The sequence below is a fragment of the Telluria sp. LT2P34 genome (assembly GCF_059685915.1).
Genome location: NZ_JCASIN010000002.1, coordinates 875869 through 901205, shown reverse-complemented (window position 1 = coordinate 901205; position 25337 = coordinate 875869). Strand labels below are relative to the sequence as shown.

The window sequence follows — 25337 nt, the reverse complement described above, 5'->3', positions numbered from 1 at the left end:
GGCGGACGCGACTGTGTAATATTACTACCACTGATAAGAAAAAAGGAAACAAAGCTTACGCGTGCCCGACCTCCAGCGCACAACCGTGGCGAGTCGTTCCTTCTTCCACCTGCAGCGTGCAATGGTGGATTGCATGATCCTTCCTGAGCTGGGCCACGATGTCGTCGATCGCCCGGTCGCCGGGATAGCCGCCAGGCATGACCAGGTGCGCGGTGAGCGCTGTTTCGGTCGTGCTCATGGCCCAGATGTGCAGGTCGTGCACCTCGGCCACGCCGGGCCGGCCCGCCAGGAAGCCCTGGATGCCGGCGGCGTCGACCTTGTCGGGTACCGCTGCCATGATCAGGCCGGTCGATTCGCGCAGCAGCGACCAGGTACCGGCCACGATCACCAGCACGATCGCCAGGCTGACGGCCGGGTCGAGCCAGGTCCAGCCAGTACCCATGATGACCAGTCCCGAGATCACCACGCCGAGCGAAATGGCGGCATCGGCCGCCATGTGCAGGTAGGCGCCGCGGATGTTGATGTCGCCCTTGCTGCCGGCCATGAACAGCCAGGCCGAGAAGCCGTTCACCGCCACGCCGATCGCGGCCACCACCGACACCGTCATGCCTTCGACTGGCGCCGGCGCCGCGAAGCGCTGGACGGCTTCCCAGGCGATCGCACCGCAGGCCAGCAACAGCAGCAGGGCGTTGGCAAGCGCCGCCAGGATCGACGAGCTGCGCAGGCCGTAGGTATAGCGTGCACTCGGCGCGGTTTTCGCGAGGACCGCCGCGCCCCAGGCCAGCACCAGCCCCAGCACGTCCGACAGGTTGTGGCCGGCATCGGCCATCAGCGCCGTCGAATTGGCGATGAAACCGTAGAAGAACTCGATGGCGACAAAGACCGCGTTGACGCCGATCGCCAGCGCAAAGGCGCGTCCATGGCCGGGCGCCGGGTGGTGGTGATGATGGTGGCCATGGCCGTGGTGGTGGTCATGATGATCGTGATCGTGGTCGTGGTTCATGGGTCGATTCCGTTGGGGGTTTCCGCGATGTGCTCGAAGGTGTTGGCGAGCAGGGTACTGATGTGGGCGTCGGCGGCCGAATAAAACACCTGCTTGCCCTGGCGCTCGGCCTTGACGATGCGCGCCGCGCGCAGCAGGCGCAGGTGGTGGCTGACCAGCGAGCTCGACAAGGCGAGCGCAGCGGCGATGTCGCCCACATTGGTCGGCTGCGCCAGGCAAGCCAGCACGATGCGCAGGCGGGTCGGGTCGCCCAGCAGGTGGAACAGGTCCGCCACCTGGGCGACGGCAAGCTCGGATTCGTCGGTTTTGGTCATGGTAAACATATGAATAGGTGTTCATATGTTAGTGCAAGACCAGCACTGTGGCAAGCCTTCCGGAGGCCTGCCTATCGAACGGGGGTGAAAGCGGAGGCGCGATTATAATTATCGATGTATTAATAAATGCAAACAGTTGACGTGCCTTGTGCAGGTTCTAAACGTTGAATTAAATCAATAAAATTTCTCCAGCTCAGCGTTGATTGTTATTGGGAATTGCTGACTGGGATAAACGTCTGTTCGTGACACGGAATCCAGCCTGAGACCCGGGTGCGAGCGCTTCATGCGCCCCCGGGTACAACACAACATCGTTAGGAAAATACATGACCAAGAATATCGCCATTGTCGGCGCAGGATTTTCAGGCGCCGTGATCGCCAACCAGCTGGCCAAGGAAGGCTATACCATCGATGTGTTCGAGTCGCGCAACCACGTTGCCGGCAATTGCCACTCCGAGCGCGATGCCGACACCGGCGTCATGCTGCACGTGTATGGCCCGCACATTTTCCATACGGATAATGAGCGCGCATGGGAATTTGTGAACCGTTATAGCCGATTCATGCCATATGTAAATCGCGTCAAGGCAATCACGAACGGCAAGGTCTTTACCCTGCCGATCAATTTGTTGACCATCAACCAGTTCTTCAACAAGACCTTCCGTCCGGCCGAGGCCGAAGCCTTCCTGATGACGCTGGGTGATAAATCGATCGAAAATCCGCAAACCTTCGAAGAGCAGGCCCTCCGCTTTGTCGGCCGCGATCTCTACGAAGCCTTCTTCAAGACCTATACCGTCAAGCAGTGGGGCCTGCAGCCGAGCGAACTGCCGGCCAGCATCCTCAAGCGCCTGCCGGTGCGCTTCAACTACGACGATAACTATTTCAGCCATAAATACCAGGGCATGCCGGAAGAAGGCTATACGGCGCTGGTCCAGAACATCATCGATGTGCCGGGCGTGACCGTGCACCTGAACACCCGTTTCGATCCGGCGCTGAAAGGCGACTACGAACACGTCTTCTACAGCGGCCCGATCGACGCCTGGTTCAACCATGCAGAAGGCCGTCTGCCTTACCGCACGCTGGATTTCGAAACCTTCCGCGACGTCGGCGATTACCAGGGCAATGCCGTCATCAACTACTGCGACAACGCCCAGCCCTACACCCGCATCACCGAGCACAAGCACTTCTCGCCGTGGGAACAGCACGAAAAGTCGATCATGTACGCGGAATACAGCCGCCAGTGCGAAGAAAAGGACATTCCCTACTATCCGATCCGCATGGCGCGCGACAAGGAACAGCTCGAGCGCTACATCAACCTCGCGCAGCAGGAAACCAACGTCACCTTCGTCGGCCGCCTCGGTACCTACCGTTACCTCGACATGGACGTGACGATCAACGAAGCGCTGATCACTTCGGACAAGTTCCTCGAGTGCGCACGGGACAGGGCGCAAATGCCTGCCTTTACCATCAACCCGCTGGGCTGATCGCCTGCGTGGACCAAAAAGCCCGTCACTCGACGGGCTTTTTTCATTGCAAGGGGTTCAACCCGGCAGCTCACCCACCAGGATCAGCGATACCGGTTTTCCCGTCTCCGGATGGACCGGTTCGCGCACTTCGGTGATGCGCAGGCCGTTGTCCGTGAACAGGGCAATCCAGCCGGCCATGGTGCGGAAATACCAGGGCGGGGCATCGGCGAAATCGCTGCTGAAACCGGCCCAGCTGCCTTCGCGCCAGCCGTCGACATAGGGCGCGTCGCCACAGGAGGCGAAGGGGTGCACGGTCTGCACGACGAGGGCGCCGCCCGGGCGCAGGTAGTTCGGCGCCGCCTTGAACAGGCCGCTCACCGCCTCGTGCCCGATCAGCGAAAAATTGCAGATGGCGATGTCGAAGGCGCCCTGCAAGTCTCCCGCCGCGATCTGCTCGTAGGACATCGTGCGAAATTCGCCGCCGCCCGCGGCCCGCGCCGCTTCCACCAGGCCGGGGATGGCGTCCACGCCCACCATCTCGACGCCCGCCAGCGCGCGCACCAGCCAGCCTTCGCCGCAACCGAGGTCGACGCCCGTGCGCGGGACGCGTGCCCGCACCGCTGCGACGATCGCGGCGTCGGTCACTAGCGCGCGGCTGGCGATCTCGCGCGCGCGCACGGCCGTGATCCAGGGGGCGGCATTCTTCGACCAGGCGTCGACGACGCCGGCATCGGTGAGTGAAGTTGTCGATTTGGTCATCGCATCCCTTTCATGTTCCCGAGTGCCGCGATGATCGCGGCATCGTTCGGATGCGCCGCCACGGCGTCCAAGTGTGCAAGCGGCACCAGGTGCACCGCCTGGGTTTCCCAGCCCATGGCCGCCGGGCTGCCGCCAATCCGGCGCGCCAGGTAATAGCGGGTGAAGGTCTGGGTGCGCCGCACATCGATCAGCCAGGCGCTGAGCTCGACAGCCAGGCCCGATTCCTCGAAGGCTTCGCGGATCGCCGTGCGCTGGAGAGCGGTCCCCGGATCGACGCGGCCTTTCGGGAAGGTGGCCTCGTAGCCGCCGAAGCGGTTGGTGGGCGCCACCAGCCAGACGCGCCCATCGTCCTCCACCACGACCACGCCGGCCGCGGCCGCCAGTCCGGCGGGCAGCACAAAAGCCGGCTCGTCAACCGGGCTGGCCGGCGTCGGCAAGCTTCCCGTCCATGGCGAGAACGGGATGCCGCTCAAGTCCGGCGGCATTTCTCCGCCGGGTACGACGGTGGCGATCCGGGTCGGATCGCTCCAGCTGCTCAGGCAGGTCGGCAGGCTGGGCAGGTGGATGGTGACCGGCTGCCCGGCATCGTTCGGGAAGGGATGCTTCATTTCCGCAGCTGACCCTCCGTATCCCTGACCTCGACCGGACCCAGTTTCAGCTTCTCCAGCTGCGGCAGGATGCGCTTGCGCGCGCCGACCGCCACCACCAGCAGGCGGCGCGGATCGAGGTAGCGTCTGGCGGCGTCCTGCACGTCGGCGGCGCTGACGGCCGCCAGGCGCGCGGGCAGGGCGCTGTAGTAATCGAGCGGCAGGTCGAACACGAAGGTTTCGGCCAGGCTGGCGCCGATGTCGGCGTTGGTCTCGAAACGGTTCGGCAGCGACAGCAGTTCGGCGTTACGCGCCCCCGCCAGTTCCGCATCGCCCAGGGGCTGGTCGATCATCGCCTGGGCCTCGCGCAGCAGTTCCGACACCGAGGCGCCGGTGACATTCGCGCGCACGCTGCCGGCGATGACGAAGGGGCCCGGGGTGCGGTCGTAGCGAAAGCCCGAATACACGCCGTAGGTATAGCCTTTTTCTTCGCGCAGGTTCTGGTTGATGCGGCTGGTGAACAGGCCGCCGAAGGCCGCGTTCATCACTTCCAGCGCCGGGTACAGGGGCGTCTTGCGCTCGGCGCCGAGGACCGTCAGGCGCAGCGCGGTCTGGCCGGCGCCGGGCTGGTCGACCAGCACCACCCGCGCAGCCGTGGTGGCGGGCTTGCCGAGCGTGGTCGCGGGCGCCGCCTCGCCTTTCCAGTCGAGGAAACGCGCTTCGGCCAGCGCCTGCAGGTCCGCGCGCGAGATGTCGCCCGACACCACCAGCGCCGCGTTGGCCGGCACATAATGGCGGCGCCAGAAGTTGACCAGGTCTTCGCGCGTGGTGGCGCGGATCGCCGGTTCGGTGCCGAGCTGGCCGAAGCCGTAGGGATGGCGCGGGCCGTACAGCGCGCCGGCGGCGGCCAGCGCGGCGACGACTTCGGCCTCGTCGCGCTGCTGGATCAGGTCGCCCAGGCGGCTGGCGCGCTGGCGTTCGACTTCAGCGGACGGGAAGGCCGGGTTGCGCACCACGTCGGCCAGCACGTCGAGCGCGGTACCGAAATTCGCGCGCAAGGCCAGCAGCGACACGCTGGACGCATCCAGGCTGCTGCCGGCGTCGATGAAGGCGCCCAGTTGCGCGATTTCGTCGGCGATGCGAGGCGCGCTGCGTTTTGCCGTGCCCTCGGTCAGCATTTGCGCGGTGAAGCCCGCCAGGCCCGGCAGCGCGTCCGGGTTGGCGCTCGAGCCGCTCTTGATCACCAGCTCGGCCGCCACCAGCGGCAAGGCCGGGTTGTAATGGTGGATCACGGTCAGGCCGTTGGCCAGCTTGAACGATTCGCCGCGCGGCAGGTTCAGGCCTGGGGCCGGCCCCGCTTTCGGCATCTCGGCGCGCCAGGCCTCGGCTTCGTTGATGCCGCGGATTTTGGCCTTGACGGCTTTCGGCAGCTTGGGCGCCGGCGGGTCCGGCGGCAGTTCCGGGATGCCGGGCACGCCGGCGACCAGCACCCGCGCCCGCTCCTGCAGCCAGGTCTGCGCGGCGCGGCGCACGTCCTGGGCCGTGATCTGGCGCAGGCGCGCCACGTCCTGGCCCAGGTAGCCGGGGTCGCCCGTGTACTGGTTGTAGTGGTTCAGCTGGTCGGCCAGGCCGTCGCCGCCCAGCTTTTCCAGCGAGCTCAAGATCGCCGTTTCGATCTGGTTGCGCGCGCGCTCGATTTCCGCGTCGCTCGGGCCCTGGTCGCGCAGCGCGGCCAGTTCGGCGTCGACCGCCGCTTCCAGCTCGCGCGGGGTGTGGCCGGTGCGCGCCGTCACCTCGATTGTGAAAGTCGAGGTCAGTGCGCGCGAGTCCTGGTTGGCGTCGACGTCCTGCGCGATCTGGCGTTCGTAGACGAGCGACTTGTACAGGCGGCTCGACTTGCCGCCGGCAAGGATTTGCGCCAGCACGGCCAGCTCGGCGTCGCCCGGCGTGTAGGCGGGCGGCGTCAGCCAGCCCATGTAGATGCGCGGCAGTTCGACCCGGTCCGGCACCACCAGGCGTTTTTCGACCGTGATCAAAGGGGTCGCCACTTTCGGACGCACCACCGCCGGGCCGCGCTGCAGGCTGCCGAAGTATTTGTCGACCAGGACTCGCGTCCTGGCCTTGTCGATGTCGCCGGCGATCACGATGCTGGCATTGTTCGGCCCGTAATAGCGGGTGAAGAAGTCGCGCACGTCGGCCAGTTTCGCGTTCTGGATGTCTGTATGCGAACCGATCACCGAGGCGCGGTAGGGATGGTCTTGCGGGAACAGCGCGTGGTTCAGCGCTTCCTCGACGATCCCGTAAGGTTCGTTCTCGACGCTCTCGCGCCGCTCGTTGCGCACCACGTCCTGCTGGTTGGTCAGCGATTTCTGGTCGAGCACGTCGAGCAGGTAGCCCATGCGGTCGGCATGCACCCACAGGGCCAGCTCGAGCTGGTTCGATGGCACCGTATCGTAGTAATTGGTGCGGTCGTAGTCGGTGCTGCCGTTGCTGTCGCTGGCGCCGGCGCCTTCCAGCAGGCGATCGGCGAGGCCGCGCGGCAGGTGCTTGCTGCCGGCGAACATCATGTGCTCGAACAGGTGCGCAAAGCCGGTCAGTCCCGGCGCTTCGTTGGCCGGGCCGACGTGGTACCAGACATTCACGGCCACCAGCGGCAGGCGCTTGTCCTCGACCAGGATCACTTGCAGGCCATTGGGCAGCGTGTACTTGTCGAAGGCGATGGCCGGAATGCCGGGCAGCGCATTGCCGGCCGGAGTGGCGGCCCTGGTTCCGGGCGTGCCGCCGGTTTGGGCGCCGGCGCCGTTCAGGGCGGCCATCAACAGCGATGCGGCGACCAGCGGACGGGTATTCATGGGGTGCTCCTGACGATATTCAATGGTGGTTCCAGTCTTAGTGGCAACGCGCGCTGCCGCGGTCGGGCGGCGACGCGTTCGGCAATGCAGGTGGGGTCGCTTCCAGCAATTCCCAGTCGTAGCCGCCGGCAGTCAGGCGCAGGCGCAGCACGGCGTTGCGGCTGGCGTCGCGCGCTTCGCTGTGCGCCCGCAGGCGCAGGAAGGGCGTTGCGTAGGCGCCGCCGGTGCCGACCACGAACTGGCGCAGGCCGCCGGCCGGATCCAGCCGGCCCTGTGCGTCCTGCGGCGCGAAGCGTTCGTAATCATGGTCGTGGCCGGACAATACCAGTTCGGCGCCGGCCGCGTGCAGCAGCGCCCAGGCCTGCTGCATCTTCGGCACGCTGCCATGCCCGCCCGAGCTGTACAGCGGATGGTGCCAGAACGCCAGCGTGCAGGGTGTGATGCCGGGAACGGCGTCCGCTACCGTGCTGGCGGCCAGTTCCTGCTTCAGCCAGGCCAGCTGGGCCGCGTGCGGCGCCGGGCCCAGGTTGCTGTCGAGAGAGATGATGCGCCAATGGCCCAGGCGCAGGCTGTAATAGCCACGCCCGGCGCGCGCGCCGAAATAGGCGAAATAGGGCAACGCGCCCTTCGTGTAGTACTCGTGGTTGCCCGGCGCCGGCCAGGTGCGGTCCTTGAAGCGTCCCCAGGTCGGTCCATAACAATGTTCGAACTCGGCGGCGGTGCCGACCGGATAGGTATGGTCGCCCAGGGTCAGGACCACCGCATTCGGATCGGCGGCCAGGCCGGCGGCCACCACGGCGGCGGTGTCGAAGGCGCCCGACCAGCGCGGATCGGGATGGCGGCAGCGCGCGATGTCGCCGGCCGCGTAGACCACCTGGACCGGCTCGGGGGGATCCGGCGCCCTGGCGAAACTACTGCCGGCTGCCAGCAGCAGCGCGCCGGCGCCGCAGGCGAAACAAGGCGCTGGGGTCCGCCAGTGAAACAACACTAGCCGCGCATCATTCGACAAAGCGCAGCAGGCCGCGCAGCGCATGCGCCACCGTCTGCTCGCGCACGGCCTGGCGGTCGCCCTGGAACACCAGGCGCTCGGTAAACGTGTAGTCGCCGCGCGCCCAGCCGAAACACACGGTGCCGACCGGTTTGCCCGGCACGGCGCCGGTCGGGCCGGCGATGCCGGTGGTGGAGATGGCGACGTCGGCGTTGCTGTTGGCCAGCGCGCCCTCGGCCATGGCGCCGGCGACTTCCTCGCTCACCGAGCCGCACTGCGCGATCAGGGCGTCCGACACGCCCAGCATGTCGGTCTTGGAGGTATTCGAATAGGTCACGAAGCCGCACTCGAACCAGGCGGTCGAGCCGGCGATTTCGGTAACGGCCTGGGACACGCCGCCGCCGGTACACGATTCGGCCGTGGTCAGTACCAGGCGCCTGGACTGCAGCGCCGCGCCCACTTTGGTTGCAAGATCGATCAGGTCATTCGTCACGTGCGGCTCCTTGGGCTAATGGGCTGTCATGGAGGCCATTCTAGCGCGCCGTGGCCGGGATCGGTATGGCAAACTTGCAAGGAATGCGGGCTGGCGCTATCCAAATACGACAGCCAGGCGTACAGTGGCAGCCGAGTCCGGTTCTGGAAAAATTCCCTATGCATATGTGTTGTGCGACACGGCAGTAATTCCGGCTGCTATCCTGCATCGCGGCATTTCCGGCCGCATTTTTTATTGGAACCCATGCCGTTCGATTCTTGCACGCGCCACCAGGCCAGGGCCGCATGATTGCGTTGCCCTCGATCCGCCAGAAGCTGCTGGCCGTCGTGATGGCCACGACCCTGGCCGCGGTGCTGGTCTCGGTCGGCCTGATCATTGCCTACGACTTGCGCGTCTACCAGCGCTCGCTGCACAACGACCTGTCGACCCAGGCCGAGCTGGTCGGGCACATGACCTCGGCCGCGCTGGCCTTCGACGATGCCCGCCTGGCCGGCGAGAACCTGGCGCTGCTGCGCACCCGGCCGATGGTCAATTCGGCCGCGATCTACGACGCCCGCGGGCGCCTGTTCGCGTCCTACCTGGCCGGCGGCGCGCCGGCCGTGTTCCCGGCGCGGCCGGGCCATTCGGAGCCGCGCATCGAGGGCGACCACCTGGCGCTGTTCCACCCGATCGTGGAGAACGGCGAAACCGTCGGCACGGTCTGGCTGAGCGCGCGCCACCGGCTGCTCGAGCGCACGCTCGACTACCTCGGGATCGCCCTGGGCGTGACGCTGCTGGCGCTGGCCGTGGCCTGGCTCCTGATGCGCCGCATCGGGCGCATCGTCACCACGCCGATCGTCGCCATCACCGACATCGCGCGCGACGTCGTCGCCACCCGCGACTATTCGCGCCGCGCGCCGCGCATCGGCAACGACGAGGCGGCCGAGCTGGCCGATTCGTTCAACGCGATGCTGATCGAAATCGAGCAGCGCACGCGCGCCCTGGAAGGCTCGAATGCGGAAATCGTGCGCGAAGCGCAGGAGCGCGCCCGCGCCCAGCAGGAAGTCATGCGCCTTAACGAGCAGCTCGAACACCGGGTCGACGAACGCACGCTGCAGCTGGCGCTGGCCAATGCGGAACTGGCGAATGCCATCGAGGAGGCGCAGAGCGCCAACCAGGCCAAATCCGCCTTCCTGTCGTCGATGAGCCACGAGCTGCGCACGCCGCTCAACGCGATCCTCGGCTTTGCCCAGATCCTCACTTCCGATTCACTGCCCACGACCGAGGCCCAGAAGAAGGAATTCGCCAACCACGTCTTGAAAAGCGGGCGCCACCTGCTCACCCTGATCAACGAAATCCTCGACCTGGCGAAGGTCGAGTCGGGCACGATTTCGCTGTCGATGGAGCCGGTCGAACTGAACGAGATCCTGCGCGAATGCCGCAACATGGTCGAGCCGCTGGCGGCGGCGCGCGGCGTGCGCGTGCTGTTCCCGGTAGAGGCGAATGCCATGCTGCTGGCCGACCGCACGCGCCTGAAACAGGTACTGTTGAACCTGCTGTCGAACGCCATCAAGTACAATCGCGATGCCGGTGCTGTCGTGCTCGATTGCACCCAGGTCAGTCCCGAGCGCCTGCGCATTTCGGTGCAGGACACCGGCATGGGCCTGCGCGCGGACCAGGTGGAGAGCCTGTTCCAGCCCTTCAATCGCCTGGGACAGGAAGCCGGCGCCCAGGAAGGCACCGGCATCGGCCTGGTGGTGACGCGCCGCCTGGTCGAGCTGATGGGTGGCACGATCAGCGTCACCAGCAGCCCCGGCGTAGGCAGCGTGTTTTCGTTCGAGCTGGCCAGCACGGCGCCGCTGGCCTCGAAAACGGAACCCATCTCCCGGCCGCTGCAAGCAGCTGCCGGGCGGCCCGACAAGGCCCCGCACCTGCTGTTATATGTGGAAGACAATCCTGCAAACCTGAAACTGGTGGAGGAAATCGTGCGCTTCCGGCCCGACTTGCGCCTGCTGGCGGCCGGCGACGGCCCGCTCGGCCTGTCGCTGGCGCGCACGCACCGCCCGGAGATCATCCTGATGGACCTGAATTTGCCCGGCATGAGCGGGTTCGACGTATTGAAGGAACTGCGGCACGACGCGCTTACCAGCGCCATTCCCGTAATCGCGCTGACCGCGAACGCGATGGCGAGCGACATCGAGCGCGGCCTCGCGGCCGGCTTCTTCCGCTATCTCACCAAACCGGTCGACATCGACCGCTTCAATGAAGCGATCGACGGCACGCTCGCGCACTTGCGCGCCGTCGCGGACGGGGCATCATGATCACGCCGGCCGACATCCGCCGCGCGCGCGTGCTGGTCGTGGACGACCAGCCGGTCAACGTCCAGCTGCTGGAATACCTGCTCAAGACCACCGGCTATGAAAACGTCCACAGCACGCTCGACCCGCGCCAGGTGGTGTCGCTGCACCTGAAATATCGCTTCGACCTGATCATCCTCGACCTGCACATGCCGGGCATGGACGGCTTCCAGGTAATGGAAGCGCTGAAACCGCTGGAAAGCGAATCCTGGCTGCCGGTGCTGGTGGTAACGGCCGAACCGGACAAGAAACTGGCGGCGCTGGAAGCGGGCGCGCGCGACTTCATCGGCAAGCCGCTCGATACCGTCGAGGTGATGACGCGCATCCGCAACCTGCTCGAAATGCGCCTGATGCACCGCGAGTCGCGCGAGCACGGGATCCAGCTCGAACGCACCGTGCGCGAGCGCACCGCGACGCTGGCGCGCTTTCGCAGCGCCATGGACGCCACCACCGACGGCATCTTCCTGGTCGACGCGGCCAGCCTGGCGCTGGTCGACGTCAGCGACGGCGCCTGCCGCATGCTCGGCTTTTCGCGCGAAGCCCTGCTGCGCATCGATCCGGTGGCGCTGGGCCTGACCACCGCCGCCCAGCTCGAGCGCCACCTGGCCACCAACGGCGCCGCCCACGAAGCCGACATCGCCGAGACCGAACTGCTGCGCGCCGGCGGCGAGGGAGAAGTGCCGGTCGAGATCAGCTGGCAGTGGCAGGAAGCGGGCATCAGCAAGCTCTTGATCGCGGTCGCACGCGACATCAGCGAGCGCCGCCAGGCGGAGCGGCGCCTGAAGCATGCGGCCAGTTTCGATGGGCTCACCGGCCTGCCGAACCGCGCGCTGTTCTTCCAGAACCTGCGCGAAACGATCGAGCTGGCGCAGGACAAGGCCTGGCGCGTGGCGGTGCTGTTCATTACGCTCGACCGCTTCAAGATCGTCAACGATTCGCTCGGGCCGCAGCTGGGCGACGAGCTGCTGCGCGAATTTTCGAATCGCCTGGTGCGCGTGATGGACATGCGCGACGCCGTCGGGCGCCTCGGCGGCGACGAGTTCGCCGTCATCCTGAACATGACGCGCGAGCAGCAGGACGAGCCGGCGCACCTGGCCAACGAGATCCGCGAGGCCTTGCGCGCGCCGTTCGAGCTCGATGGCCAGCAGGCGGTGCTCACAGCCAGTATCGGCATCGCCGTCTACCCGGACGACGCGGTCGATCCTGGCACGCTCGTGAAATACGCCGACACGGCGATGGTGCGCGCCAAGGAAGCCGGGCGCGACGGCTACCGCTTCTTCACCGCCGGCATGAACGTGCAGGTGCTGGCACGCCTCGACCTGGAAGTGGCGCTGCGCGGCGCGCTCGACGGCGACCAGTTCAAGCTGCACTACCAGCCGAAGCTGGAACTCTCCACCGGCCGCGTGTGCGGGGTCGAGGCCCTGCTGCGCTGGGAACGGCCCGGTCACGGCCTGGTGTATCCGGCCGAATTCGTGCCGGTGCTGGAAGAGACCGGGATGGTGGTGCGCATCGGCGAATGGATCATCGACCAGGCCTGCCGCCAGATCGCCGCCTGGAATGCGCAAGGCCTGCGCGACCTGCGCGTGGCCGTGAACGTGTCGAGCCGCCAGTTCGTCGAGGGCGACCTCGAAGGCGTGGTGCGCGCCGCCATCGAGGAGCACGCCATCGAGCCCGGCATGCTCGAGCTGGAGCTGACGGAAAGCGCCCTGATGACCAACGCCGAGCGCACCATCGACGTGCTCGAGCGCCTGAAAGCGCTGGGCATCCGGATCGCGATCGACGATTTCGGCACCGGCTACTCGAGCCTGGCCTACCTGAAGCGCTTCCCGATCGACAAGCTCAAGATCGACATTGCCTTCGTGCGCGACATCGTCACCAACCCGGACGACGCGGCCATCGCCCTGGCCATCATCAGCATGGCGCACAGCCTGCACATGCAGGTCATCGCCGAAGGCGTGGAGACGCGCGCGCAAATGGCGTATTTGCGGCGCCACCGCTGCGACGAGATCCAGGGTTTTCATTTTGCGCGCGCGCTGCCGGCGGCGCAGCTGGCGCAACTGGTGCGCCAGAACCAGGAAAGCCCGAACAAGCCGACCGGCGACGACAGCGACGTCCAGACCCTGCTGATCGTCGACGCCGACGCCGACACCCTGAGCGCGCTGCACCGGCTGCTGCGGCGCGATAATTACCGGGTGCTGACGGCGTCGACCCCGCTCGAGGCCTTCGAGCTGCTGGCGCTGTACCGGGTGCAGGTGGTGATGTGCGACCAGCGCATGCCGGTCATGAGCGGCACCGAGTTTTTAAGCCGGGTCAAGGAAATGTACCCGGACACGATGCGCATCATTTTGTCCGGCTACACGGGAGTGCGGACCGTGCTCGATACGATCAACCGCGGCGCGATCTACAAGTTTTATACCAAGCCCTGGATTGACGCCGAACTGCGCGACAACGTGCGCCTGGCCTTCCGCCATTACTGGATGGAGCATGGGCCGTATGACGACCGCAAGCTGCCAAGGACAGGGTAGGGTGGGCGGCTCCGCCGCTCACGCGTTCAACGCACGGATGCATGTCGCGAATTATCTGGAACCGGTTGAACGCGTGGGCGGCGTTCGAGCCGCGTCGTTTCAGCCGCCCGGGTGTAGCCGCACACCCTACGTCCTCCGGTCGATATTCCGGATGATCATTCCTCGCCGAAGTGATCCCAGCCCTTGACATCCATCTGCAGTGTGGTGCCCGCCGCGTCGACCAGGCGCAGGCCCGGCTGGGCGTCGATGGTGCCGACCCGGGTGACCGGCGTGTTGGCCGAGGCCGCCGCCGCCAGCACGGCGTCGCGGCGGGAGGCGGGAGCGGTAAAACATAATTCGTAATCGTCGCCGCCGGCCAGGGTAAAACGGCGGCGCAGGGCCAGCGGCTGGCGCGCCAGCGCCGGACCGGCCGGCAGCGCGTCCACGCCGAGCGTGGCGCCGACCTTCGAGGCGTCCAGGATGTGCTGCAAGTCGCCGACCAGGCCGTCGGAGATATCGAGCGCGGCGTGCGCCACCGGCAGCGTGGCCAGCGCGCGCCCGAGTTCGATGCGCGGCTCGGGCAGGTGCATGCGGGTGGCGGCCAGCGCCAGCTGGTCCGGCTCCAGGGTCAGCTCTTTCCAGTAGCCGGCCAGCGCCAGGCGGGCATCGCCCAGGGTGCCGGAGATCCAGATGTCGTGGCCGGCGCGGGCGGCGTCGCGGCGCAGCGCGTGGCCGGGCGCGACTTCGCCGAACACGGTGATGCAGATGGCCAGCGGCCCGCGCGTGGTGTCGCCGCCAATCAGTTCGCAGTCGTGCAGGTCGGCCAGCGCGAACAGGCCGCTTGAAAACGCTTCCAGCCAGGCTTCGTCGACGCCGGGCAGCGACAGGGCGAGCGTGAAGCCGACCGGGCGCGCACCCATCGCCGCCAGGTCCGACAGGTTCACGGCCAAGCATTTGTGCCCGAGCATGCGCGGATCGGCGCCGGCGAAGAAATGGCGGCCCTCGATCAGCATGTCGGTCGAAATCGCGGTCTGCATGCCCGGCGTGGGAGCCAGCAGCGCACAGTCGTCGCCGATGCCGAGCACGGCGTGCCCGGCGCGGGCGCGGCGGAAATAGTGTTTGATGAGGTCGAATTCGGAAAGCATGTCCCATTCTATCGTGCACGGCCCTGCCAGCCGGTTGCCGTGCACTGTGAGAATCCGTGCAAATTCAGCACTTAATTAATGGCAATATAGATGTTTTATCAATCGGGAGCGATGATGCGTGATGAATGGACGGCGGTAATGGGGCGGGCTTGCGCCGTGCTGGCATTGGCTGCATTGGCGGGATGTGCGCAGTTGCCAGGGAGCCCGGAAGCGCAGCAAGCGCCGATGACGCCGGTCGAGGCGGTAGCGCAGGCAAGCAAATGGGCGCCCCAAGCGGTGACCGGCAGGTTCGCATTCGAGGTCAAGGCTGTCGGTACCAACGGCACCGACAGCTTCATCAATTCGGAACCTGATTACCGCGATCCGCGTTGCCTGACGCTGCGGGTGACGCCCCAGGTGCGCGCGCAGCTCGAGGCACGCTTCAAGGGCAAGCTCGAGCAGGTACTGGTTGGCCGCCAGGTGCTGGTGCGCGGGGCCGCCGGGCGCGTACGTATTGCGTTCACCGAGAACGGCCAGGCGACCGGACAACACTATTACCAGACCCATGTCAGCGTCACCAGGGATGAGCAGATCACGCTGCTCTGATCGATCCGGGGCCTGAGATGCGGCGCGTGGAAAATACGTAGCCGGCCGCAAGAACGGGTCTGATAAAATTGGAGGTTCCCCTCTAAGTATCAGGAAGGCTGCATAGCATGGACTCGTCATCGGAAAAAAAAGAAGAACTACGGCAACAACTGCGTGCTGCAGCGCTCGAATACCACCAGTTCCCACGTCCAGGCAAAATCAGCGTCACGGCCACCAAAGGCCTGCTGAACCAGCGCGACCTGGCACTGGCCTATTCGCCGGGCGTGGCCGCGCCGTGCGAGGAAATCGTCAAGGACCCGGCGGCGTCGTTCAAGTACACGGCGCGCGGCAACCTGGTGGCCGTGATTACCAACGGCACCGCCGTGCTGGGCCTGGGTAACATCGGTCCACTGGCTTCCAAGCCTGTGATGGAAGGCAAGGGCGTACTGTTCAAGAAGTTCGCCGGCATCGACGTCTTCGACATCGAAATCAACGAAAGCGACCCGGATAAACTGGTCGACATCATCGCCTCGCTCGAGCCGACCTTTGGCGGCGTCAACCTGGAAGACATCAAGGCGCCCGAGTGCTTCTACATCGAGCGCCAGCTGCGCGAGCGCATGAAGATCCCGGTCTTCCACGACGACCAGCATGGCACCGCCATCATCGTCGGCGCCGCCATCCTGAACGGCCTGAAGGTCGTCGGCAAGGACATCAAGAGCTGCAAGCTGGTGGTCTCGGGCGCGGGCGCGGCGGCGCTGGCCTGCCTCGACCTGATCGTCGACATTGGTTTCCCGATCGAGAATATCTTCGTGACCGACCTGGCCGGTGTTGTCTACAAAGGTCGTCTTGAACTGATGGACCCGGACAAGGATCGCTTCGCGCAAGACACGCCGCTGCGCACCTTGGCGGAAATGATTCCAGGCGCCGACATTTTCCTGGGCCTGTCGGCTGGCGGCGTACTCAAGCAGGAGATGGTCGCCAGCATGGCGCCCAACCCGCTGATCCTGGCGCTGGCCAATCCGAATCCGGAAATCCTGCCTGAGGATGTGAAGGCGGTGCGCGGCGACGCCATCATCGCAACCGGCCGCTCGGACTACCCGAACCAGGTGAATAACGTCCTGTGCTTCCCGTACATGTTCCGCGGCGCCCTGGACTGCGGTGCGACGACGATTACCCGCGAAATGGAAATCGCGGTGGTGCACGCGATCGCCGACCTGGCCCATGCCGAGCAGTCCGACATCGTGGCCTCGGCCTACGGCATCGCCAACCTCTCCTTCGGCCCGGAATACCTGATTCCAATGCCCTTCGATCCGCGTTTGCTGACGCACATCGCCCCGGCGGTGGCCAAGGCGGCCCAGGAAGGCGGCGTCGCCACGCGCCCGATCGAGGACCTGGCGGCCTACGCCGAGAGCTTGCAGCAGTTCGTGTACCGCAGCGGCACCTTCATGAAGCCGCTGTTCTCGGTGGCCAAGGCGGCCCAGGCCGAGATCAAGCGCATCGTCTACGCCGAAGGCGAGGACGAGCGCGTGCTGCGCGCGGTGCAGGTGGTGGTCGACGAGCGGCTGGCGCGCCCGATCCTGGTCGGGCGCCCGGCGGTGCTGGAAAAGCGCATCGAGAAGTTCGGCCTGCGCCTGAAGCTCGGCGAGCACGTGGACGTGATCAATCCCGACTTCGACCCACGCTACCGCGAATACTGGGAGGCCTACCACGCAATCGGTATGCGCAAGGGCGTCACGATGGATCTGGCCAAGCTGGAAATGCGGCGCCGCCATACCCTGATCGGCGCCATGATGGTGCACAAGGGCGATGCCGACGGCCTGATCTGCGGTACCTACGGCAATACCCTGATGCACCTGTATTACATCGACCAGGTGCTGGGCAAAAAGGCCGGAAGCAATGTGTATGCGGCGATGAACATCGTCATCACGCCCGAGCGCCAGCTGGCGATCCTCGATACCCACGTCAACGAGAACCCGAATGCCGAGGAAATCGCCGAGATGACGATCATGGCGGCCGAGGAGCTCGAGCGTTTCGGCATCGTGCCGCGCGCGGCGCTGCTGTCGCATTCGAACTTCGGCTCCTCCAACGGCGAGTCGGCCAAGAAGATGCGCGCCGCGCTGGCGCTGGTGCAGCAGCGGGCGCCGCACCTTGAAGTCGATGGCGAAATGCACGGCGACGCCGCGATCGACTCGAAGCTGCGCGCCAAGGTCATGCCCCATTCGCGGCTGACGGCCGACGCCAACCTGCTGGTGATGCCGAACATGGACGCCGCCAACATCTCGTACAACCTGCTGAAGACCGCCGCCGGCAACGGCATCGCGGTCGGCCCGGTGCTGCTTGGCTGCGCGCGCCCGGTGCACATCCTGACGCCGTCGGCAACGGTGCGCCGCATCGTCAACATGACGGCGCTGTGCGTGGTGGACGCGGTGTCGAACCGCTGAGCGGAGCCTGGGAACTGAAGCGGAGGCCGCAAGCGACCGGAAGTTCCGGCCGCTTGCGGCCTCTTTGCGTTGGATTGACAGGCGAGCGTGCTCGCCTGTTTTTTCGCGCCGGTATAAGTAACAATCCGTAAGCGCCCCCCATCCGCAATGGCATTTTAGATAATAATGCACTGCCCAAGAGGCTGCGCTGTTCTGTTGCCCGCGTCTCCATGCACGTCAAAAAGCCTCTGTTACAATATGGAGTTGCCAGAAATGTATTTACCGCGCGATACTCATCCGGAATCTTTCTCACTATGCATAACACAACAAGAAGAGCCGTTATCACTGGCATTACGGGCCAGGATGGGGCCTATCTAGCCGAGCTGCTACTTGACAAGGGTTACCAGGTCACCGGTACTTTCCGACGCGCCAGTTCCACCAATTTCTGGCGCATCGAGGAACTCGGCATTGCTGCGCACCCGAACCTGTCGCTGGTCGAATACGACCTGACCGACTTGGCCTCGAGCATCCGCCTGATCCAGAACGCGCAACCCGACGAGGTGTATAACCTGGCGGCCCAGAGCTTCGTCGGCGTGTCCTTCGACCAGCCGCTGGCGACGGCGTCGATTACCGGCCTGGGCGCCGTCAACCTGCTCGAGGCAATCCGCACCGTCAACCCGAAGATCCGCTTCTACCAGGCGTCGACTTCCGAAATGTTCGGCAAGGTGCAGGCGATTCCGCAGGTCGAGGAGACCCCGTTCTATCCGCGCAGCCCCTACGGCGTGGCCAAGCTGTATGCCCACTGGATGACGATCAATTACCGCGAGAGCTACGGCATCTTCGGCGCCTCGGGCATCCTGTTCAACCACGAGTCGCCACTGCGCGGCCGCGAGTTTGTCACCCGCAAGATCACCGATTCGGTGGCGAAGATCGTCCTCCACAAGCTCGACGTGCTCGAGCTGGGCAATCTCGACGCCAAGCGCGACTGGGGCTATGCGAAAGAATACGTGGAAGGCATGTGGCGCATGCTGCAGGCCGAGCAGCCCGACACCTATGTGCTGGCCACCAACCGCACCGAAACCGTGCGCGACTACGTCACGATGGCCTTCAAGGCCGCCGATATCGGCATCGAGTGGCGCGGCAGCGACGAAAACGAAACCGGCATCTGCGCCAGGACCGGCAAGACGCTGGTGCGCATTTCGCCCAAGTTCTACCGCCCGGCCGAAGTCGAGCTCCTGATCGGCAACCCGGAAAAAGCCAGGCGCGAGCTGGGCTGGGAGCCGAAGACCACGCTCGAAGAACTGTGCCAGATGATGGTCGCGGCCGACCTGCGGCGCAACGAGCAGGGCTTCTCGTTCTGACATGAACACGATCCTCCCGGACCGCCAGGTCGACACCGTGACGCGCGAAGGCGCAGGGCGGAGCGCGCTGGTCACCGGCCTGCGCGGCTTCACCGGCCGCTATGTGGCCGGTGAACTGGCGGCGGCGGGTTACCGGGTGTTCGGCACGGTCATGCCGCGCGAAACTGGCGACACTGGCAAACCCGGCGAACCTGAAGTCGACGTGCTGGCGGTCGACCTCTGCGACCGTCCGGCGGTGGCGGCGCTGGTCGAGCAGGTGCAGCCCGACGTGGTCGTGCACCTGGCCGGCATCGCCTTTGTCGCCCACGCCGATGTCGAGCAGATTTACCGTGTCAACGTGCTCGGCACGCGCAACCTGCTCGAAGCGCTGGCCGGCGCCCGCCACAAGGCGTCCAGCGTACTGCTGGCTTCGTCGGCAAATATCTACGGCAATGCCCGCGTCGCCGTGATCGACGAAAGCGTGGCGCCGGCGCCGGCCAACGACTACGCCGTGAGCAAGCTGGCGATGGAATACATGGCGCGCCTGTGGATGGACAAATTGCCGATCACGATCGTGCGCCCGTTCAACTACACCGGGCAGGGCCAGGGCGAGAACTTCCTGCTGCCGAAGATCATGGCGCATTTGCGCCGCGGCGAGCGCCGCATCGAACTGGGCAACCTGGCGATCGCGCGCGATTTTTCCGACGTGCGCACGGTCGCGCGCAGCTACCGGCGCCTGCTGGCGGCGGCGCCCGCCGGCGAGACTTTCAATGTGTGTTCCGGCCGCAGCCACTCGCTGGCCGAGGTGATCGACATGGCATCCGAGATCGCGGGCTACCGCATCGAAGTGGCGGTCAATCCGGCCTTTGTGCGCGCCGGCGACGTCCTGACGCTGACCGGCAGCAATGCCAGGCTGGCCGGCGTGATCGGCCCGCTCGCCTCGCCGCCGCTGTACGACACCCTTCGCTGGATGTACGAGGGCTGACCATCCTGCCTATGCGCGTCCTACATTTCTACAAGACGTATTATCCGGATTCGGTGGGTGGCATTGAACAGACCATCCGCCAGATGTGCGTCGGCACCGGCCACCTCGGCGTGACCAACACCGTGCTGTCGCTGTCGCGCCAGAAGGACCTGTCTCCGATCGAGTTCGAGGGCCATACCGTGCACCGGGTGCCGCTCGACTTCGAAGTGGCGTCGAACGCCTGCTCGATGGCTTCGTTCAGCATGCTGGCGCGCCTCGCTGCCGAGGCCGACGTCGTGCACTACCATTTTCCGTGGCCCTTCATGGACCTGGCCCACTTCGTGGCGCGGGTGCGCAAGCCCACCGTGGTCACCTACCACTCGGACATCGTGCGCCAGAAAACGCTGCTGCGCCTGTACCAGCCCCTGAAGCAGCGTTTCCTGAAGAGTGTCGACGCCATCGTCGCCACCTCGCCCAACTACATGGAGTCGTCCCCGGTGCTGGGGCGCTACCGCGACAAGACCCGCATCATTACCTATGGTCTCGACCAGTCCACCTACCCGCAGCCCGATCCGGCGCGGCTGGCCTACTGGCGCGACCGCGTCGGCCCGAAGTTCTTCCTGTTCGTCGGCGTGCTGCGCTATTACAAGGGACTGCATGTGCTGCTCGAGGCGGTCGCCGGCACCAATTACCCGGTGGTGATCGTCGGCGCCGGGCCGGAAGAAGCGGCCCTGAAGGCCCAGGCCCAGCGTCTCCGGCTGGACAATGTGCTGTTCGTCGGCGCCGTCGGCGAGGACGACAAGGTCGCGCTGCTGACGCTGTGCTATGCGCTGGCCTTTCCGTCGCACCTGCGTTCGGAAGCTTTCGGGATTTCGCTGCTGGAAGGGGCGATGTACGGCAAGCCGATGGTCTCCTGCGACATCGGCAGCGGCACCACCTACATCAACATCGACGGCGAGACCGGGCTGGTGGCGCCGCCGTCCGATCCGCGCGCCCTGCGCGCGACCTTGCGCACGCTGTGGGACAACCCGGAACTGGCGCGCGAGATGGGCGCCTGCGCCGCCGCGCGCTTCGAGGAAGTGTTTACGGCGTCGCAGATGGCGACCAGCTACACCTCGCTGTACGGCGAGCTGGTGGCGCGCCATACGGCCAGGCCGGGCAGGGCGGCGCCAAGCCTGAATTCGCCGGTCAAGGCGCCGGACTGACTTTCTCGGCCCAGCGGGTGCGCACGGTCCTCACGGCCGGCAACTGCGCCACGAACAGGTCGACCAGCACCGGGTCGAAGTGCTTGCCCTTTTGCTGCACCAGGTAGTCCACCGCTTCTTCCTCGCTCCAGGCGCGCTTGTACGGGCGGATCGAGGTGAGGGCGTCGAACACGTCGGCAATCGCCACGATACGCCCGGTCAGCGGGATCGCCTCTCCGGCCAGCCCTTTCGGGTAACCGCTGCCGTCGTATTTCTCGTGGTGGGTGAGGGCGATGTCGTGCGCCAGCTGCAGCATGCCGCCGCCATGCTCGCCGATGATTTCGGCGCCGATCGTGGCGTGGCTTTGCATGATCTTCCATTCGTCGGCATCGAGCGGCCCGGCCTTTTGCAGGATGCGGTCGGGGATGCCGATCTTGCCGACGTCGTGCATCGGCGCCGCATGCAGCAGGTCGTCCGCTTCCTGCTCGCCCATGCCGGCCGCCAGCCCCAGGATGCGCGCGAAGTGGCTCATGCGGATCACGTGCAGGCCGGTCTCGTTGTCCTTGTATTCCGCCGCCAGGCCGAGCCGCTGGACGATCGCCAGGCGCGACGCTTTCAACTCGTCCATCCGCACCAGCGACAGGTGGGTGCGCACGCGCGCGCGCACCACCGGCGGGCTGACCGGCTTGGTGATGTAGTCGACCGCGCCCGCCTCGAAGCCTTCGAGTTCGTCGGCGGTGTCGTTCAGGGCGGTGACGAAGACCACCGGGATCGGCGCGGTCGCCGGATCCGCTTTCAGGGCGGCGCAGACTTCGTAGCCGCTCATCCCCGGCATCATCACGTCGAGCAGGACCAGGTCCGGCTGCTCCTGGTGCGCCAGTTCCAGGGCGCGCGCGCCGTCCTTGGCGAACAGCAGCCGGTAGTGGTCCTGCAGGATCTGGCGCAGCAGCTGCAGGTTGCTGGCTTCGTCGTCGACCGCGAGGATCAGCGGGCGAACGAGCGGGCGACTACTGTTGGTACTCATTTACATCGTTTCCTGTGTTGTCGGGTCATCCTGGCCGAGCGCGTCGAGCGTGCTTAGCGCAGCCATCACGGCGTCGAGCTGCTGCTGGGCGAGGTCAAAATCGAAATCGGCGAGCGCCGCCTGCACTTGCGTGACGCGCGCGGCTGCCGGGTGGCCGGCCAGCGCGGCGGCCAGGCCTGCCAGTGCGGCGTCGTCGAAGGCGCCGCGGGCGAGGGCTTCCTGCAGCACGTGGCCGGCGCGGCGTGCGCGCGCCAGGTCAAACGCCGGCGTCGAGGCGGCCAGCGCCGCTTGCGCCGCCTGCGCCGGACGTTCGGCGCGAATCATCAGGAGCGCGGCTTCATGGGCGGCGTCGACCTTGGCCAGCGCCTCGGGCAGCAGCGCCAGGCTGGCCAGGCCGCTGCCCTTGTCGCCTTCGGCCAGCAGTTCGAGTTCGGCCAGCGCCTCGGCCAGCAGTTCGAGGGCGATATTGCCCGCCACGCCGCGCGCCTTGTGCGCCAGCATGCGCAGCGACGGATAATCCTTGGCCTCGGCGAAGCCGCGCAGGAACTGCGGCAGCAGGGCGTGCTGGCTGTGGAAGTGTTCGAGCGCCTCGCGGTAGGCATCCTCGTTGCCGCCCCAGCGGCGCAGGCCGCCCGGACGGTTCAGCACCTGGCGATCAAGCGTCAGGGCCGGGTCGGCGGCGGCAAGGCCTGCTCCCAGGCCCAGCACGCGGCCGATCTCGTGCGACAGCGTGGTCCAGTCGACCGGCTTCGAGGCAAAGCCGTCCATCCCGGCATCAAAGGCGGCGCGGCGGTGTTCGACCAGGACGCTGGCGGTCATGGCAATCACCGGCACCCGGGGGCGGCCGGCGGCTGCGGCCTGTTCGCGGATCAGGCGCGTGGCGCGCAGGCCGTCGAGGACCGGCATCTGGAAGTCCATCAGCACCAGGTCGAAGTCCTGGCGCGCGGCCATCTCGACCACGGCGGCGCCGTCCGCAACGGCCGTCATCGTGTGGCCGCGGCGCGCCAGCAGCAGCTGCAGCAGCTCGAGGTTCTGCGGCACGTCGTCGGCGGCCAGCACGCGCAGCGGCGGCAGGGCGCACGCGGTGCGCACGCGCGCCTGTTGCGGCGCGAACTGCGCCACCACCAGCGGCAGCAGCACATGGAAAGTGGTGCCCGCGCCGACGGTGCTCTCGGCCCAGATCCTGCCGCCCATCAGCTCGACCAGCTGCTTGCTGATCGTGGTACCGAGGCCGGTGCCGCCGAAGCGGCGCGTCATCGAGGCGTCGGCCTGTGTAAAGGGATCGAAGATCGCCTGCAGGCGATCGGGGGCGATGCCGATGCCGGTGTCGGTCACGCACACATGCAGCTGGCCGTCCTGCTGCCCGGCGCGCAGCAGGACGCTGCCGCTGGCGGTGAACTTGATCGCGTTATCGAGCAGGTTGGTCAGGACCTGGCGGATGCGAAGCTCGTCGCCGCGCAGATTCGTGGGCAGCGCCGGGTCGTAGTGGATGTCGACTTGCAGGCCCTTGGCGCGCGCATTCGCCGCCAGGGTCGAGGACAGTTCATCGATCAGCGACAACAGGTTGAAGTCGTTGATCTCGAGTTCGACCGCGCCTTTTTCGAGTTTGGCGGTGTCGAGGATTTCGTTCAGCAGGCGCAGCAGCGAGCGGCCGGCGCTGCGCACGGTGTCGAGGTGGCGGCGCTGCTCCGGCGCCAGTTCGCCGTCGAGCAGCACGTCGGTAAAGCCGAGGATCGAATTCATCGGCGTGCGGATCTCGTGGCTCATGTTGGCAACGAAGGTGGCGCGCGCGGCGGCGGCCTGCTCGGCCGCTTCCTTGGCCTCGCGCAGTGCGTCTTCCATGGTGCGGCGCTCGCTGATGTCGAGGATCACGCCGTCGAGCCAGGTCAGCACGCCGGCGTCGTCGCGCACGCCGGTGCCGTTTTCCCACAGCCAGCGGGTGCTGCCGTCCGCATGCAGCAGCCGGTATTCGACCAGGTAAGGGCGCTCTTCGCGCAGTGCCGATTCGATCGCTTCCGACACGCGCGCGCGGTCGGCGGCGTGGATCAGCGTGCCGAAGCTGCGCCGTGGCGCGCTACCCGGGCGTTCGCCGGTAAAGTCGGCGGCCGGGTAGCCCGCCACGCGCTCGACGGCGTCGCTGATGAACACCATCGGGTGTTCTCCTTCGATGCGGCTGCGGTAGGAAATGCCGGGGATGGTGCCGATCAGGGAACGGAACTGGTTCTCGCTGGCGCGCAGGGCGCCGACCATGGCGCGCCGTTCGGTGATGTCGGTCACGAAGCAGACGAAGAGCTCACGCTCGTCCATGCGCGCGTGGCCGACCGCGACCCGGATCGGCACCAGGCTGCCGTCGCGGCGCTGCGCTTCGACTTCGGCATTGTTCGGGGCGGCGTGGGCGGCGCTGTCGCGCAGGTAGCCCAGCAGGCCCGCTTCGCTGACGCGCTCGGCCTCGCTCATCAGGAGACGGATGTTGGCGCCGACGATATCGTCGCGGCGCCAGCCGAAGATCTTTTCGGCCGAGGCGTTGAATTCCTCGATCGTGCCGGCGCGGTCGATGGTGATCACGCCGTCGACGGTGGTGGTGAGCAGGGCGCGCATCCAGGCCTCGCTGCGCGAGAGTTCGACATACAGCTGGCGATAGCGCAGCAGGCCGTTGGCGGCCAGCACCACGCCGGTGAACAGGACGGTGATGAGCGAGATCGCCAGCGCCAGGAAGGTGGTGTCGGAGGCGACGGCGACGGTGGTGTCGACGACGCCGACGAAGCGCGCGGCAGCCATGCCGGTGTAGTGCATGCCGGTGATCGCGCAACCCATGACGATCGCCGCCAGCAGCAGGCGGCGGTTCTCGCTCAGCGACGCGAAGCGCGACAGGCCGAAGCGCACCCACAGGGCAAGGGTGGCGAGCACTACGGCGACCACGATCGACAGGCCGAAAGTGAAGGGATCGTAGCGCAGGTCCAGGCTCATGCGCATGCCGGCCATGCCGGCGTAGTGCATCGCACCGATGCCGGCGCCGACCAGCACGCCACCCATGACCAGGGTGCCGGTGCCGATGCGCTCGCGTGCGATCAGGGTCAGGGCGACAAAGGAGGCGCCGATGCTCGGCAGGTTCGACAGGATCGTGATCATCGGGTCGTAATCGACCTGGGTGCACAAATTAAAGGCCAGCATGCCGATGAAGTGCATGGCCCAGACGCCGGCGCCGAGCGCCAGGCTGCCGGTCAGCAGAAACACCGTGCGCAGGCGGGTCTGCTGGCGCGCCTGGCCGGCGACCTGCAGGCCCATCCAGGAGGCGAAGATCGCCACCAGCAGCGACAGGACCACCAGTTTCGGATCATAGATGCCGTAGCTCAGGAGCGACGGGTCGTCGGGCAGCATGAATAGGGACATGAGGAATTCC

18 protein-coding genes are annotated in these 25337 nt (G+C 66.4%); 8 read left to right on the top strand and 10 right to left on the bottom strand.

Annotated features, from left to right (window positions below; all coding sequences use genetic code 11):
• Positions 1-55: 55 nt before the first annotated feature.
• Positions 56-1003, bottom strand: a complete 948-nt coding sequence (locus AC56KZ_RS09880; RefSeq protein WP_497161978.1) for a cation diffusion facilitator family transporter — start codon at positions 1001-1003, stop codon at positions 56-58.
• Entirely contained in the window at positions 1000-1317 is a 318-nt protein-coding gene (locus AC56KZ_RS09875) for an ArsR/SmtB family transcription factor (RefSeq protein ID WP_497161977.1), read from the bottom strand. Before AC56KZ_RS09875 ends, AC56KZ_RS09880 begins: the two co-directional genes overlap by 4 nt.
• Before the next feature lie 323 nt (positions 1318-1640).
• On the opposite strand from AC56KZ_RS09875, the gene glf reads away from it, so the two are divergent.
• Positions 1641-2795, top strand: coding sequence for a UDP-galactopyranose mutase (gene glf / locus AC56KZ_RS09870; protein WP_497161976.1), 1155 nt, complete (start codon positions 1641-1643; stop codon positions 2793-2795).
• A 57-nt stretch (positions 2796-2852) separates the two neighbouring features.
• Here glf and AC56KZ_RS09865 read toward each other — a convergent pair whose 3' ends face one another.
• Genes AC56KZ_RS09865 through AC56KZ_RS09845 form a run of 5 tightly spaced genes read right to left on the bottom strand, consistent with a single transcriptional unit; the run spans position 2853 to position 8456 of the window.
• Positions 2853-3536 (bottom strand): class I SAM-dependent methyltransferase, encoded by a 684-nt coding sequence (locus AC56KZ_RS09865; protein ID WP_497161975.1) that lies wholly within the window; start codon positions 3534-3536, stop codon positions 2853-2855.
• Entirely contained in the window at positions 3533-4144 is a 612-nt protein-coding gene (locus AC56KZ_RS09860; RefSeq protein WP_497161974.1) for an NUDIX hydrolase, read from the bottom strand. Before AC56KZ_RS09860 ends, AC56KZ_RS09865 begins: the two co-directional genes overlap by 4 nt.
• Complete coding sequence (locus AC56KZ_RS09855) at positions 4141-6975, bottom strand: M16 family metallopeptidase (protein WP_497161973.1); 2835 nt, start codon at positions 6973-6975, stop codon at positions 4141-4143. The genes AC56KZ_RS09860 and AC56KZ_RS09855 overlap by 4 nt, the downstream gene beginning before the upstream one ends.
• 37 nt (positions 6976-7012) lie before the next feature.
• The gene (locus AC56KZ_RS09850) at positions 7013-7963 is read right to left on the bottom strand and encodes a metallophosphoesterase family protein (protein WP_497161972.1); all 951 of its coding nucleotides are present in this window, start codon (positions 7961-7963) and stop codon (positions 7013-7015) included.
• 10 nt (positions 7964-7973) lie between these two features.
• The gene (locus AC56KZ_RS09845; RefSeq protein WP_497161971.1) at positions 7974-8456 is read right to left on the bottom strand and encodes a CinA family protein; all 483 of its coding nucleotides are present in this window, start codon (positions 8454-8456) and stop codon (positions 7974-7976) included.
• A gap of 284 nt (positions 8457-8740) precedes the next feature.
• On the opposite strand from AC56KZ_RS09845, the gene AC56KZ_RS09840 reads away from it, so the two are divergent.
• Positions 8741-10756: a sensor histidine kinase, YfiR-like protein-associated gene (locus AC56KZ_RS09840; protein ID WP_497161970.1), complete on the top strand. Its 2016-nt coding sequence runs from the start codon at positions 8741-8743 to the stop codon at positions 10754-10756.
• Positions 10753-13317 carry an EAL domain-containing protein gene (locus tag AC56KZ_RS09835; RefSeq protein WP_497161969.1) on the top strand — a complete coding sequence of 855 codons (2565 nt, stop codon included), beginning with the start codon at positions 10753-10755 and terminating at the stop codon, positions 13315-13317. The genes AC56KZ_RS09840 and AC56KZ_RS09835 overlap by 4 nt, the downstream gene beginning before the upstream one ends.
• 155 nt (positions 13318-13472) lie before the next feature.
• On the opposite strand, the gene thiL is transcribed toward AC56KZ_RS09835, so the two are convergent.
• Positions 13473-14441 carry a thiamine-phosphate kinase gene (gene thiL / locus AC56KZ_RS09830; RefSeq protein ID WP_497161968.1) on the bottom strand — a complete coding sequence of 323 codons (969 nt, stop codon included), beginning with the start codon at positions 14439-14441 and terminating at the stop codon, positions 13473-13475.
• A 90-nt stretch (positions 14442-14531) separates the two neighbouring features.
• On the opposite strand from thiL, the gene AC56KZ_RS09825 reads away from it, so the two are divergent.
• The 5 genes from AC56KZ_RS09825 (at position 14532) to AC56KZ_RS09805 (ending at position 20934) form a co-directional block, all read left to right on the top strand.
• Entirely contained in the window at positions 14532-15026 is a 495-nt protein-coding gene (locus AC56KZ_RS09825) for a hypothetical protein (protein ID WP_497161967.1), read from the top strand.
• Positions 15027-15133: 107 nt separating this feature from the next.
• Positions 15134-17446 (top strand): NADP-dependent malic enzyme, encoded by a 2313-nt coding sequence (locus AC56KZ_RS09820; protein ID WP_497161966.1) that lies wholly within the window; start codon positions 15134-15136, stop codon positions 17444-17446.
• A 293-nt stretch (positions 17447-17739) separates the two neighbouring features.
• On the top strand, positions 17740-18786 hold the full coding sequence (gene gmd, locus AC56KZ_RS09815) for a GDP-mannose 4,6-dehydratase (RefSeq protein ID WP_497161965.1): 1047 nt from the start codon (positions 17740-17742) through the stop codon (positions 18784-18786).
• Position 18787: 1 nt separating this feature from the next.
• Positions 18788-19750, top strand: coding sequence for a GDP-mannose 4,6-dehydratase (locus AC56KZ_RS09810; RefSeq protein WP_497161964.1), 963 nt, complete (start codon positions 18788-18790; stop codon positions 19748-19750).
• An 11-nt stretch (positions 19751-19761) separates the two neighbouring features.
• Complete coding sequence (locus AC56KZ_RS09805; RefSeq protein ID WP_497161963.1) at positions 19762-20934, top strand: glycosyltransferase family 4 protein; 1173 nt, start codon at positions 19762-19764, stop codon at positions 20932-20934.
• Here the strand turns inward: AC56KZ_RS09805 and AC56KZ_RS09800 are convergent.
• Positions 20918-21937: a response regulator gene (locus AC56KZ_RS09800; RefSeq protein WP_497161962.1), complete on the bottom strand. Its 1020-nt coding sequence runs from the start codon at positions 21935-21937 to the stop codon at positions 20918-20920. The two genes, AC56KZ_RS09805 and AC56KZ_RS09800, sit on opposite strands and share 17 nt — an antisense overlap.
• The gene (locus tag AC56KZ_RS09795; RefSeq protein WP_497161961.1) at positions 21938-25327 is read right to left on the bottom strand and encodes an MHYT domain-containing protein; all 3390 of its coding nucleotides are present in this window, start codon (positions 25325-25327) and stop codon (positions 21938-21940) included.
• Positions 25328-25337: the final 10 nt, after the last annotated feature.